This window comes from Yersinia vastinensis, from assembly GCF_902726565.1.
GTDB lineage: Bacteria > Pseudomonadota > Gammaproteobacteria > Enterobacterales > Enterobacteriaceae > Yersinia > Yersinia vastinensis.
The window spans coordinates 32760-45466 of sequence record NZ_CACVAF010000004.1; the positions used below are offsets into that span (position 1 = coordinate 32760).

The following is a 12707-nucleotide window of genomic DNA, read 5'->3' on the forward strand; positions in this document are numbered from 1 at the left end:
ACCTAGGCATGAACAATTTTGTCAGACTAACAGCAATCGCAGGCTTGTTACTGGCGGGGATGAGTTACGCGGCCGATACAACGTATCGTATTGATCAACTTCCTCAACTGCGTCAGGAACCAGAGCATGCAACCGTGAGTGAGCGCGTAACATCGCGCTTCACTCGCTCTCACTATCGTCAGTTTGCATTGGACGATCAGTTTTCCGCCAAAATATTTGATCGCTTCCTCAACATGCTGGATTACAGCCATAACGTGTTGTTGGCATCAGATGTGGCTCAGTTCGCGGATAAAAAACATTCGCTGGACGATGAATTAAAATCAGGTCAGCTAGATACACCGTTTGCATTATTCAATTTGGCGCAAAAACGCCGTTTTGAGCGCTATCAATATGCGTTGTCAGTGTTGGACAGACCAATGGTCTTTACCGGCAATGACACCATTGATATTGACCGCAGCAAAGCCCCGTGGCCGACCAGCGAAGCCGAGCTAAATAAGCTTTGGGACGCAAAAGTTAAATACGATCAGCTTAATTTGAAGCTAACCGGTAAAACGGATAAAGAAATCAAAGAAACGCTGACAAAGCGCTATCAGGCAGCCATCAAACGTTTGACGCAAAGTAATAGCGAAGATGTCTTCCAACTGATCATGAATGCGTTTGCCCACGAAATTGACCCGCATACTAACTATTTATCCCCACGTAATACTGAACAGTTCAATACTGAGATGAGCTTGTCTCTGGAAGGTATTGGTGCTGTCCTGCAAATGGATGATGATTACACATTAATCAACTCCATGGTTCCAGGTGGTCCAGCGGCGAAAAGTAAAACTATTGCGGTGGGTGATCGGGTGATTGGTGTCGGTCAGACCGGTAAACCAATGGTTGATGTCATTGGCTGGCGTCTGGACGATGTTGTCGCCTTAATCAAAGGACCGAAGGGCAGTAAAGTGCGTCTGGAAATCTTACCTGCCGGTAAAGGGACCAAGCCACGCACGGTGACACTGACCCGTGAGCGCATTCGTCTGGAAGACCGTGCAGTGAAAATGTCGGTGAAAACCATCGGTAAAGAGCGCGTCGGCGTACTGGATATTCCGGGTTTCTATGTTGGCCTGACGGAAGACGTTAAGGTGCAATTACAGAAGCTGGAAAAACAGAATGTCAGCAGCATTATCATTGACTTACGTAGCAATGGTGGTGGAGCACTGACCGAGGCGGTTTCGTTGTCTGGTTTGTTTATTCCAAGTGGTCCAGTGGTTCAGGTGCGGGATAACAACGGCAAAGTGCGCGAAGACAGTGATACCGACGGTGTAGTGTACTACAAAGGCCCGCTCGTGGTTTTAGTTGACCGCTACAGTGCATCTGCTTCTGAAATCTTTGCTGCGGCAATGCAAGACTATGGGCGTGCATTGATTGTCGGGGAGCCAACTTTCGGCAAAGGCACGGTTCAACAGTATCGTTCGCTGAATCGTATTTACGATCAGATGCTACGTCCTGAATGGCCGGCATTGGGTTCTTTGCAATACACCATTCAGAAATTCTATCGGGTTGATGGTGGCAGTACTCAACGTAAAGGGGTCACTCCAGATATTGTGATGCCTACAGGTGTAGATCCGGCAGAAACAGGTGAAAGTTTCGAAGATAATGCCTTGCCTTGGGATAGCATCAATGCAGCCAGTTATACCAAAACGGGTGATCTGAAACCTATTGAGTCTGAGTTGCTCAAATCTCATGCTGCGCGTATTGCCGCAGATCCTGAGTTTCAACATATCCAACAGGATATTGAGCGATATAAAGCACTGAAAGATAAGAAAAACATTATTTCTCTTAATTATGCACAACGTGAAAAAGAGAATCATGATGATGATGCTACGCGTTTGAACCGCTTGAATGAACGCTTCAAACGTGAAGGGAAAAAGCCACTGAAGTCATTGGAGGATTTGCCAAAAGACTATCAGGAACCTGACCCTTATCTGGATGAAACTGTGCATATCGCGCTGGATTTAGCTCATAAAGAAAAAGCGCAACCGCAAGTGGAGCCTCAATTGGCAACAGCGACAGCAACACCAGTGAAGTAGTTTCAGGTGTGAAGAATCATCCGGGCTCAATAGAGTCCGGATTTTTTTTACTTTTTTTCCATGACAAGGCGGAAAGATTGGCGAAAAAATAGCTTGATATGTAATAAAAAGTATCCAAATTTGTAAAGTTATGTTGATTTACTCTGTTAGAACTTAACAAGCCTTGAAAATTTATCAGATGCCCATACGATCAGCATATCTCAGTAGAATTTGGCTAAGTCATCATTCATGTTTATGGCTAGTTTGACTTAAATGCCGTGTCGATTTAATAAGATCGTCAATTAACACAATAAGGAAATAAATTTCTATGATGCGTATCGCTCTGTTCCTTCTCACCAACCTGGCCGTTATGTTGGTGTTCGGGTTGGTACTTAGCCTGACAGGTATTCAGTCCAGCAGTGTGCAAGGGCTGATGATTATGGCCGGTCTGTTTGGTTTCGGCGGCGCATTCGTTTCGTTGCTGATGTCCAAATGGATGGCTCTGCGTTCTGTGGGTGGCGAAGTTATTGAACAACCCCGTAACGAAACTGAGCGCTGGTTGCTAGAAACTGTTCGTCGTCAGTCTCAGCAGGCAGGCATTGCCATGCCACAAGTAGCTATTTATCAGGCACCGGATATCAACGCTTTTGCGACTGGCGCTCGCCGCGATGCTTCCTTGGTTGCGGTCAGTACTGGCCTGCTGCAAAACATGAGCCGCGATGAAGCTGAAGCTGTTATTGCCCATGAAATTAGTCATGTGGCCAATGGTGATATGGTCACCATGACCTTGATTCAAGGGATTGTGAACACCTTTGTTATCTTCATTTCACGTCTGATTGCACAAGTCGCTGCCGGCTTCTTGTCTGGTGATCGTGATAATGAGGGGAGTAGTTCTGGCAATCCGATGGTTTACTTTGCGGTATCAATGGTATTGGAGTTAGTGTTCGGTATCCTTGCTAGCATTATCACCATGTGGTTCTCGCGTCATCGCGAATTCCATGCCGATGCAGGTTCAGCAAGATTGGTTGGTCGTGAGAAAATGATTGCCGCATTGCAACGTTTGAAAACCAGTTATGAGCCGCAAGAGGCGGGCAGTATGATGGCCTTCTGCATTAACGGTAAATCTAAATCTTTCAGTGAGTTGTTTATGTCACATCCACCGTTGGATAAACGTATTGAAGCTCTGCGTTCTGGTCAATATCTGAAATAACCTACATGCCGGTAGAGCAATAATACTATTAAAGGAGAGTCTCGCGAGAGGCTCTCCTTTACGTTATAGCTGTTCCCCCCAGATTCAGGGCTATAGGTTTGATACGTCAAACATATCCCACTATTCTTCGTCTTTATTTCCTTCAAATTCAAAGTGCCAATTCATAATCTGCGTACTCGCTCTGGCGCTAAAATTAAGATTTTCATCATTATATATAATGAAAAATAAGATGGAGGTAATGGAAAATCATATCATGACGATTGTATCTCTCCATCATTGAATGGAAAAATACGCTTTATTATCCTTATGCCATAATACGTCATTAAGAAAAATGTCATCACCATGCAAGAAGCTGTGCTAAATCTAAATTCCTTAACCATTATATTTCGCTAACACTCAATAAGTAACATTACTTTATATGGATTAATTATGAAAAAACTCATGTCATCATCACTATTATTAATAGTCGGTATTTTAGGTACTCATGCATCTTATGCGGCAACAATTAATATGTGGCGGGAGCCAGTCCCAAAAGTGAAGGAAGGGAAGTATTACAGTGTGATTGTTGATCGTGGCGAACTGCAAAAAGCCGTCAAAGACTCCAACAATGAATATGTTTTTTCTGAGCAAGGAGCAGGAGTCAAGCCGCTGGTACTGATTGGCACTGCGGCTGAAGTCACAGAGTTTTTGTTAAACAATGAAACCAGCGGAATTGAAAATCATATTATTGAACTGCCCGATATTTACATGGGTATCGCTCCTTATGTTATCAAGGAGAGGTTCACCGGATTATTTCCTCTAAACGATCTGTTGATAGCCTCTGTTGAGCAGGTACAAAAATTTTTACCTTTTGGTAAAATTATTACTGACACAGCAGGTATTCCTAGTGATCTCAAAAGTTTGTATGAGGCATTGCATAAGTTAGACACCAAGCAAAAGGAAAACGGGGAAATACTGTATGTGAAATTCAGTTATTTACCCGAGGAGGGAATGAGTCACATTGGAAGAAAAACGATTAGCTTCGGAAAAGTATTAAAACTAATGCAAAATAAAATATAAGAATACTAATTTAATGAATATAACAAGGATATTAATATCAGTTAAGTTAGATTGCCTTTTACAACATAAAGAATAAAAATTAGTCATGTTCGAAAATAAAAAAGCCCCATCAGAATGGGGCAATCTCATCATCAGTAACTTAACTACGTTTTTGGCTCACGCGAAGCAAACTGACCAACGCAGCAATGCTGGCAAAGCACCCCGCTAAGACCAGTGATGCATGGGTTCCGCTGGTGGAAAACAGATTAAACATCAGCGCAACTAGCGCAGCCCCTGTAGTTTGTCCCAATAGTCTTGCTGTACCCAACATGCCGCTGGCACCACCACTGCGCTGTTGGGGGGCTGCGGAAATAATGGTGTGGTTATTAGGTGACTGAAATAGGCCAAAGCCAGCGCCACACAGCACCATCCGCCAGATAATATCTATGTCACTGGGGTCGGCAGGTAAAATCGCTAATAGGAATAAACCACTGGCAAAAACAGCCAGCCCGATCCCACCCAGTAACCCGGCATGATAACGCTCAACTAAACGCCCGGCGATGGGCGCAACAACCATGGTGGCGAGTGGCCATGGTGTTAGTAGCAGTCCGGTGGCGACTTCATCACGGCCCAATACGCTTTGTAAGAAGAAGGGCAACGAAACCATCGCCAGCATTTGTGCGGTGAATGAACAAATTGATGATCCTATTGAGAGTGCAAAAATAGGAATACGGAGTAAGTCCACCGGCAACAAAGGGAAAGACTGGTTAAGTTGGCGGCGCACAAAGAAGAAGCCGATAAACAGTAACGCAATGACTTCGGCAGCAATCAGTGTCGGGCTTTGTCCTTGAGCAAAACCGCTGATAGCCGTGATCAGTAAGCCAAATGTCAGCGCATTCATTATGCAACTGGTGACATCGAAGCGATTACCATTACTTTTCATATTATTGGCAGGCAAATACTTCATGCCCAGCCCCCATGCCAGTAATCCTATGGGCACGTTAACTGCAAACAACCACTGCCAGGATGCAACGGATAATATCGCGGAGGCGATAGTTGGCCCGGCTGCAGCAGAAACTGCCACAATCAATGAGTTAATACCAATCCCCCGACCCAACTGCGCCCGAGGATAAATAATACGAATCAGAGCGGTATTAACACTCATCAATGCCGCAGCGCCAAGCCCTTGCAGTACTCGGGCAAATGTTAGCGTCCATAACGAGTCTGACAGAGCGCAAAAGAGTGAGGTCACGCTGAATACCAGTAAGCCGGCCTGATAGACCCGCCGATAACCAATGATATCGCCCAGAGAAGCCATGGAAAGCAAAGATACAGTAATTGCCAGCTGATAAGCATTCACTACCCAGATAGATGTCGCTGGGCTGGCATTGAGGTCGCGGGCGATGGTTGGCAATGCGACGTTAGCAATAGTGCCGTCCAGCACTGCAATGGTAATACCTAAAGCAATGACCAGTATTGCTGCATAGCGCTGAGGAACCGGCATTCCATCTGTTGCTGATGGGTTCATAGGTTTTATCTGTAAAAATAATAAGGTAGGGGATTTTTTCTATGCTAACGATTATTGCGCTTGAATGCATCCCTGAGATTTGGGTTATTTGTAACCTAGGATATAGAAGCTCCTTTCCAAACCAGATTAACCGCCTGATAAGGTCAGTAATTTGTGTAAATCAGTAAAAACAGAACCATGATCACGGAAAAATGAAACATCGTTTCTATAATGTGAGATAGTATTAGCCGAACAGGCTCCCCCCAGTGGGCAAATTTTAATTCTCTGATGATTTTAAGGACTTTCCGGATGGCCAAAGGTAAACAAATCCCCCTGACATTTGATACTTATCAGGATGCCTCTACTGGTGCACAAGTGACTCGTCTGACGCCTCCAGATGTTACTTGCCACCGTAACTATTTCTATCAAAAATGTTTCACCCGTGATGGCAGCAAGTTGTTGTTTGGCGGTGCTTTTGATGGTCCGTGGAATTACTACTTGTTGGACCTTAATACTCAGGTGGCAACACAACTGACAGAAGGGCGTGGCGACAATACTTTTGGTGGTTTCTTGTCACCTGATGATGATGCGCTGTTTTATGTCAAAGATGGCCGTAATCTAATGCGTGTTGATTTGGTCTCTTTGGAAGAGAACGTGGTTTATCAGGTTCCAGAAGAATGGGTCGGGTACGGCACTTGGGTAGCAAACTCAGATTGCACCAAACTTGTGGGGATTGAAATTAAACGTGAAGATTGGCAGCCATTGACTGACTGGAAGAAATTCCACGAATTCTATTTCACTAAACCGTGCTGCCGTCTGATGCGTGTTGATCTGAAAACTGGCGAGTCAACGGTGATTTTACAAGAAAACCAGTGGCTTGGTCATCCAATCTATCGCCCATACGATGACAATACGGTCGCTTTCTGCCACGAAGGCCCGCATGATTTGGTTGATGCTCGTATGTGGCTAATCAATGAAGATGGCACCAATATGCGTAAGGTAAAAACTCACGCAGAAGGCGAGAGTTGCACCCATGAATTCTGGGTGCCAGATGGTTCAGCCTTGGTGTATGTTTCTTACATGAAAGGCAGCACAGATCGCTTTATTTGCAGTGCTGATCCAGAAACGTTAGAGAACCGCCAATTAACTTCTATGCCAGCGTGTTCCCATCTTATGAGTAATTATGATGGCACTCTGATGGTTGGTGACGGTTCTGATGCCCCAGTCGATGTCCAAGATGACAGTGGCTATAAGATTGAAAATGATCCTTTCTTGTATGTCTTCAACATGAAGAACGGTACTCAACATCGGGTTGCGCGTCATGACACTTCATGGAAAGTATTCGAAGGTGACCGCCAGGTAACACATCCGCATCCTTCTTTTACTCCTGATGATAAACAAGTGCTGTTCACCTCGGATGTTCACGGTAAACCAGCATTATATTTGGCTACATTGCCTGAATCTGTCTGGAAATAGTTAAATTTTGCACTAGCCTCTTTCATGGAAAGAGGCTAATTTGCTGTCTGCAAGGCTTTTATCCGATTATTCACATTGGTTTATTGCACAGTCTCGCGACTTCCCTTTATAATAAAACCACTGTTCTATTTTTTTTAAAACGTATTGTTTTATGAAACACAGAAAACTGAGTAGGGTAACCAAAAAATGGCTATTGCAGATCTAGATAAACAACCCGACTCTGTTTCGTCGGTTCTGAAAGTTTTTGGCATCTTACAGGCATTGGGTGAAGAGCGGGAAATTGGTATTACCGAACTTTCTCAACGTGTAATGATGCCTAAGAGTACAGTGTACCGCTTCCTCCAGACCATGAAATCCTTGGGCTATGTTGCACAGGAAGGCGAATCAGAGAAATACTCCCTGACGTTGAAGTTGTTTGAGTTAGGGGCCAAAGCGTTACAGAATGTCGATTTGATTCGTAGCGCTGATATACAAATGCGTGAATTATCCAATGAAACTCGTGAAACTATTCACTTGGGTGCTTTGGATGAAGACAGCATCGTTTATATACATAAAATTGATTCTATGTATAACCTGCGGATGCATTCTCGTATTGGGCGTCGTAACCCACTGCACAGTACTGCAATTGGTAAAGTGTTGCTGGCATGGCGTGACCGAGCAGAAGTAGAAGAAATCTTGTCTCATATCGAATTCACCCGCAGTACTCAACATACTTTGGGCAGCGCAGCAGAACTGTTACCCGTGTTAGATCAGGTACGTGAGCAAGGCTTTGGTGAAGATATCGAAGAGCAAGAAGAAGGTTTACGTTGTATCGCTGTTCCTGTCTTCGACCGTTTCGGTGTCGTGATTGCGGGGTTAAGTATTTCATACCCAACATTACGTTTCTCTGAAGACAACAAGAGTGACATTGTAAAATCTTTACACCGCGCGGCACGTAATATTTCAGAACAGATGGGCTATCGCGATTATCCTTTCTAAGGAAATCTCTATTTAGGGTAAATACTGTATAATTATTGGATACGTGTAATCAGCTGTTAATTATAACTATTTATTCCTTTCCATCTTAAACGGCCCCTTTTTAGGGGCCGTTTTTTATTGGTTGGCGTATAACATCTTCGGCAGCGTTAGCATCTTCTCGTGCGTAAGTATTATTCGTGTTTATTAGTTATTATTTAAATGTACTGTTTACTGCCCATTTAATTTAGTTGAGTCACTATAACCGTGCTTAAGCATATTATAGGGAGAAGGATGATGAGGAAGTTATTAAGCGCGGGGCTATTATTACTGCTGGCGGGGTGTAGTAGCCCTTATAACGGCAAACCGCATAAATTGATCGACCGTGGCGAGTATAAAGTTGATACCAGTATGCCTTCAGTTGCTCAAAATGAGCGAGTGCGTTTTTTGGTGCTTCACTATACAGCGACAGATGATGCTACCTCGTTGAAAATACTCACACAGGGTGAAGTTAGCGCACATTATTTGGTCAAAACCCACCCTGACAGTATTGATGGCAAACCTATTGTATTGCAGCTGGTTCCTGAATCTCAGCGGGCGTGGCACGCAGGTGTTAGCAATTGGCACGGGCGCTCTAGCCTCAATGATACTTCGATAGGCATTGAAATCGTCAATAAGGGCTTCACAGAGAAGATGTTGGGTAGGGAGTGGTACCCATACAATGAATCACAGATTAAATTGATTGAGCGGCTAACGAAGGACATTGTTGAGCGTTATGGTATTGACCCAACAGATGTTGTAGCTCATAGCGATATTGCTCCTCTGAGAAAATCCGATCCCGGTCCGTTATTCCCATGGAAACGTTTGGCCCAACTTGGTGTGGGTGCCTGGCCAGATGACGCGACAGTCACAAAGTATATTGATGGCCGTAATAAGCAAGATAGTGCCTCAGTCAGTATTATTCAGCAGGCATTAGCTCGCTATGGTTATCAAATCCCACAAAGTGGCGAACTGGATAATGAAACGCAACAAGTCATTAAAGCATTCCAGATGCATTTTAGAGCGCAGGATTTCAGTGGAGTGCCTGATGTAGAAACAGAAGCCATTGCGTTAGCATTGGTTGAGAAATATCGTCCTTCGCGAACTTAAAAAAAGGGTGATAGTGGCCTCCATTTATTCGTTCCATTTACATAAATAAGCCCATCAGCGGCCAAAAATAAAAAAGCCAGTCGTGAAGACTGGCTTTCTCTATATGACAATATCGCAGTGTTTATTGATGAGCTAAATCACCATCATCATCACTGTTAAGAATGTTTTTATCTGTTTGTTTCATTAATTGGCTGGTAATCGTACCGGCGGTCATCGAGCCACTGACGTTCAATGCCGTACGGCCCATATCAATCAATGGTTCAACAGAGATAAGTAATGCAACAAGTGTGACAGGCAACCCTAATGCTGGCAGCACAATCAGTGCTGCGAAAGTTGCACCACCGCCGACACCGGCAACCCCCGCGGAGCTAATGGTAACAATACCCACCAGTGTAGCAATCCATACCGGATCTAGCGGGTTAATGCCGACAGTCGGTGCGACCATAACAGCTAGCATCGCAGGATAAAGCCCGGCACAGCCATTTTGTCCGATAGTTGCACCAAAAGAGGCTGAGAAGCTGGCGATAGATTCAGGTACGCCCAAGCGGCGGGTTTGTGCTTCGACATTCAGCGGAATACTGGCAGCACTGGAACGGCTGGTAAAAGCGAACGTCAGCACAGGCCATACTTTGCGGAAGAATTTCAACGGATTAACACCGGTGAAAGACAATAGCACTGCATGCACAACAAACATGATGGCCAGACCGAGGTACGAGGCCACAACAAAGCTGCCTAGCTTGATAATGTCCTGAATATTAGAACCCGCAACCACTTTGGTCATTAATGCTAATACACCATAAGGGGTCAGTTTCATGACCAGACGCACGAGCTTCATCACCCAAGCTTGCAATGTATCGATAGCCACTTGTACGCGCTGACCTTTCGCTACATCATCTTTCAGCAATTGCAGGGATGCGATGCCTAAGAAAGTCGCAAAAATAACCACACTGATAATTGAGGTTGGGCTTGCCCCGGTTAAATCAGCAAATGGATTTTTGGGAATAAAGGACAGAATCAACTGAGGAACTGTCAGATCAGTCACTTTACCAAGATAATTGCTTTCGATAGCACTTAATCGGGCCGACTCTTGTGTTCCTTGTACCAAACCATCGGCTGTTAAGCCAAAGAGATTAGTAACGAATACACCGACGAGCGCTGCTATCAATGTGGTAAACAGCAAGGTCCCAATGGTTAATACACTGATTTTGCCAAGCGAAGAGGCGTTATGTAGTTTAGAAACCGCACTTAAGATTGAGGCAAATACCAGCGGCATAACGATCATCTGCAGCAGTTGCACATAACCATTGCCGACGATATTGAACCAAGTGATAGATTCTTTCAGTACTGGATTTTCCGCACCATAAAACCATTGCAGCCCCAGACCAAATAACACGCCCAACCCTAGGCCTACCAAAACTTTTTTGGCCAGACTCCAATTTTTATGCCGGGTTTGTGCCAAGAGTAATAGCAGTGCCACAAAGAGCAGCACATTAATCACAAGCGGTAGGTTCATCCCCAAATCTCCAAATAATTATTTTAAATACTGGCTGCGCATTCTGTTTCTATTTTTATAGAAAACACAGCCAGGCACAGTCAATTGTGCAGCTAGCCGCGTATGGTAGCAGCTACTCTGTGACCTACTTATATCCAAAAAGAATTGTTTATAAATTTTTGCAATTATTTGTATGGAATGCATTCGTATTGGTTATTATTTGCCCATAAAAGTGTGATCACAGTCTAAAATTTTTCAATTGCTCCATATAGGATAGCAGTGGAATAGTGGTATCGGTTTGCCAATAGATGGAAAAACAAACTAATAGCACGCATAGCACTCGTTCCAATTGATTACCTTTCTGCGGCCGCAAAACTGGAATAGAAAAACGCCAGCGACATGGCCATAAGAGAGGGACTCCTGCGGGTGTTATCATGTCTGCTAATAGGTGACTGAAATAACCAATAATCATTGCATGAAATGCGTCCGCGGGGACAATCCAGTCTCGTGAAATATCCATTTGAAATAGTGCAATACCGCCTACTACTGCCAGCAAACTATGTGTAAAGCCACGATGGCCAAATGCGCGAGCAATAGGCGTCGAGATCCACTTTAGCCTCTGGCCCAAGATTGATTTTGGATGATCAATATCGGGTAGCAGGGAAGTTAACAGGGCGCCAGGGATGATATGCCACCAATCGCCATGTGCCAGTTCAGGCGTAAGGCCGACTTTTTTGGCAAAAATAACGCAGGCGACAGAAAAAATAAGGTGTCCTTCCCCTGTCATACTTGAATTCCGAATCTGTAGCTGTTGATATATCCAGTATATGAGATTTATCTCGCTATAGATAGCCGTTACGCTGTAACTAAATGTCTCATTTTTCTCTGGTGATGAGTGGTCAATCCCACGTGGGTATTGAGCTGCGCAATGTTTGTTCTTTGGCGAAAATGTTGGGGCTGAATAATTCGGCACTACGCGATGCATTAGGGGGGGATGATGAGACTAAAAAAAGGGGAAAAGCGACTGGGAGTCAACTTTTCCCCAAAATAATACGGGTATGGGCATAATCTAACAAATAATGATGAGGGTACTCATAACGCCTGAATAATTAGAAGCTGTACTGCACACCTACACGGTAACGAGTTTGACGCTCGTCAGTTGTTTTGCTCCCTGCCACGTTGCCGATAGCAACATAAGGTTTCCAGTTTTTATCCCATTTGTAAGCCACTTTCAGATCATGGCTCCATTCTTCTTTCTCTTTGTTTGCTAGAATTTCGTCTTCGGATTTCTTGTAGTTCAATTCATATTCAGCTGAATAGTTTTTCAAGAAGTTATAGGCGAACAGCATAGTGAACTCATGGCCTTTTTCTGTATTTTTAGTCTGAGCTGGCTGGTTACGCTTGTAATATGGGCGATAACGCAGTGATGTTGAGAAATCATCAGTGAAGGAGACTTTACCACGCAGGTAAGGGCGGTAGTTGTTAGAGTCGGAAGAAGACTCTAATGAGAAACCTGGTTCCAATGAGAATGTTTTATTAAATTGGTAAACATAGCTGGCAACGACTTCAGTACCGTTACTGACTTGCTCATTGAATGGTTTATTCGGGGTAGTATCGGAGCTGTGCTGGCCCCATTTCCCTTCTAAAGATAGACCAAAACCATTAGCAAAGCGGTTGGAGATCAGTAAACGGTCTTTATGATCAGATTTACTGGTGTCTTTCATTTCATGCCGATAGTCAATAGTTGTTGCTACAGAGCTAAAACTAATTACAGATGCCACTGCCAGAGTCAGTAATTTAAATTTCATTTTTATATAATCCCAGGGT

At 44.1% G+C, this 12707-nt stretch carries 10 protein-coding genes; 6 read left to right on the plus strand and 4 right to left on the minus strand.

What is annotated here, in order from left to right; all coding sequences use genetic code 11:
* Positions 1 to 8: 8 nt before the first annotated feature.
* From prc to HUZ92_RS06995, 3 genes are all read left to right on the plus strand, one after another.
* Positions 9 to 2075, plus strand: a complete 2067-nt coding sequence (gene prc, locus HUZ92_RS06985) for a carboxy terminal-processing peptidase (protein WP_050097494.1) — start codon at positions 9 to 11, stop codon at positions 2073 to 2075.
* 307 nt (positions 2076 to 2382) lie between these two features.
* The gene (gene htpX / locus HUZ92_RS06990) at positions 2383 to 3264 is read left to right on the plus strand and encodes a protease HtpX (protein WP_050097497.1); all 882 of its coding nucleotides are present in this window, start codon (positions 2383 to 2385) and stop codon (positions 3262 to 3264) included.
* Between the two features lie 429 nt (positions 3265 to 3693).
* Entirely contained in the window at positions 3694 to 4323 is a 630-nt protein-coding gene (locus HUZ92_RS06995) for a hypothetical protein (RefSeq protein WP_050097499.1), read from the plus strand.
* A 139-nt stretch (positions 4324 to 4462) separates the two neighbouring features.
* Here the strand turns inward: HUZ92_RS06995 and HUZ92_RS07000 are convergent, their stop codons facing one another.
* Positions 4463 to 5830, minus strand: a complete 1368-nt coding sequence (locus tag HUZ92_RS07000; protein ID WP_050097501.1) for an MFS transporter — start codon at positions 5828 to 5830, stop codon at positions 4463 to 4465.
* Positions 5831 to 6118: 288 nt separating this feature from the next.
* Between HUZ92_RS07000 and ogl the strand changes: the two genes are divergently transcribed.
* From ogl to HUZ92_RS07015, 3 genes are all read left to right on the plus strand, one after another.
* Positions 6119 to 7285 carry an oligogalacturonate lyase gene (gene ogl / locus HUZ92_RS07005; RefSeq protein WP_050295384.1) on the plus strand — a complete coding sequence of 389 codons (1167 nt, stop codon included), beginning with the start codon at positions 6119 to 6121 and terminating at the stop codon, positions 7283 to 7285.
* A 186-nt stretch (positions 7286 to 7471) separates the two neighbouring features.
* Complete coding sequence (gene kdgR, locus HUZ92_RS07010; protein WP_050097504.1) at positions 7472 to 8263, plus strand: DNA-binding transcriptional regulator KdgR; 792 nt, start codon at positions 7472 to 7474, stop codon at positions 8261 to 8263.
* A 273-nt stretch (positions 8264 to 8536) separates the two neighbouring features.
* On the plus strand, positions 8537 to 9388 hold the full coding sequence (locus tag HUZ92_RS07015; RefSeq protein WP_050097505.1) for an N-acetylmuramoyl-L-alanine amidase: 852 nt from the start codon (positions 8537 to 8539) through the stop codon (positions 9386 to 9388).
* Positions 9389 to 9509: 121 nt separating this feature from the next.
* On the opposite strand, the gene HUZ92_RS07020 is transcribed toward HUZ92_RS07015, so the two are convergent.
* From HUZ92_RS07020 to HUZ92_RS07030, 3 genes are all read right to left on the minus strand, one after another.
* Complete coding sequence (locus HUZ92_RS07020) at positions 9510 to 10901, minus strand: L-cystine transporter (protein ID WP_050097507.1); 1392 nt, start codon at positions 10899 to 10901, stop codon at positions 9510 to 9512.
* A gap of 217 nt (positions 10902 to 11118) precedes the next feature.
* Entirely contained in the window at positions 11119 to 11667 is a 549-nt protein-coding gene (locus HUZ92_RS07025) for a metal-dependent hydrolase (protein ID WP_050097510.1), read from the minus strand.
* Between the two features lie 322 nt (positions 11668 to 11989).
* Positions 11990 to 12688: an oligogalacturonate-specific porin KdgM family protein gene (locus HUZ92_RS07030; RefSeq protein ID WP_050097512.1), complete on the minus strand. Its 699-nt coding sequence runs from the start codon at positions 12686 to 12688 to the stop codon at positions 11990 to 11992.
* Between the last annotated feature and the right edge of the window lie 19 nt (positions 12689 to 12707).

Excerpts from the sequence above, each read along its gene's own strand:
- HUZ92_RS07030 (WP_050097512.1), bottom strand. The coding sequence starts at position 12,688 with ATGAAATTTAAATTACTGACTCTGGCAGTGGCATCTGTAATTAGTTTT.
- HUZ92_RS07020 (WP_050097507.1), bottom strand. The coding sequence starts at position 10,901 with ATGAACCTACCGCTTGTGATTAATGTGCTGCTCTTTGTGGCACTGCTA.
- HUZ92_RS07025 (WP_050097510.1), bottom strand. The coding sequence starts at position 11,667 with ATGACAGGGGAAGGACACCTTATTTTTTCTGTCGCCTGCGTTATTTTT.
- HUZ92_RS06995 (WP_050097499.1), top strand. The coding sequence starts at position 3,694 with ATGAAAAAACTCATGTCATCATCACTATTATTAATAGTCGGTATTTTA.
- htpX (WP_050097497.1), top strand. The coding sequence starts at position 2,383 with ATGATGCGTATCGCTCTGTTCCTTCTCACCAACCTGGCCGTTATGTTG.
- HUZ92_RS07015 (WP_050097505.1), top strand. The coding sequence starts at position 8,537 with ATGAGGAAGTTATTAAGCGCGGGGCTATTATTACTGCTGGCGGGGTGT.
- ogl (WP_050295384.1), top strand. The coding sequence starts at position 6,119 with ATGGCCAAAGGTAAACAAATCCCCCTGACATTTGATACTTATCAGGAT.
- HUZ92_RS07000 (WP_050097501.1), bottom strand. The coding sequence starts at position 5,830 with ATGAACCCATCAGCAACAGATGGAATGCCGGTTCCTCAGCGCTATGCA.
- kdgR (WP_050097504.1), top strand. The coding sequence starts at position 7,472 with ATGGCTATTGCAGATCTAGATAAACAACCCGACTCTGTTTCGTCGGTT.
- prc (WP_050097494.1), top strand. The coding sequence starts at position 9 with ATGAACAATTTTGTCAGACTAACAGCAATCGCAGGCTTGTTACTGGCG.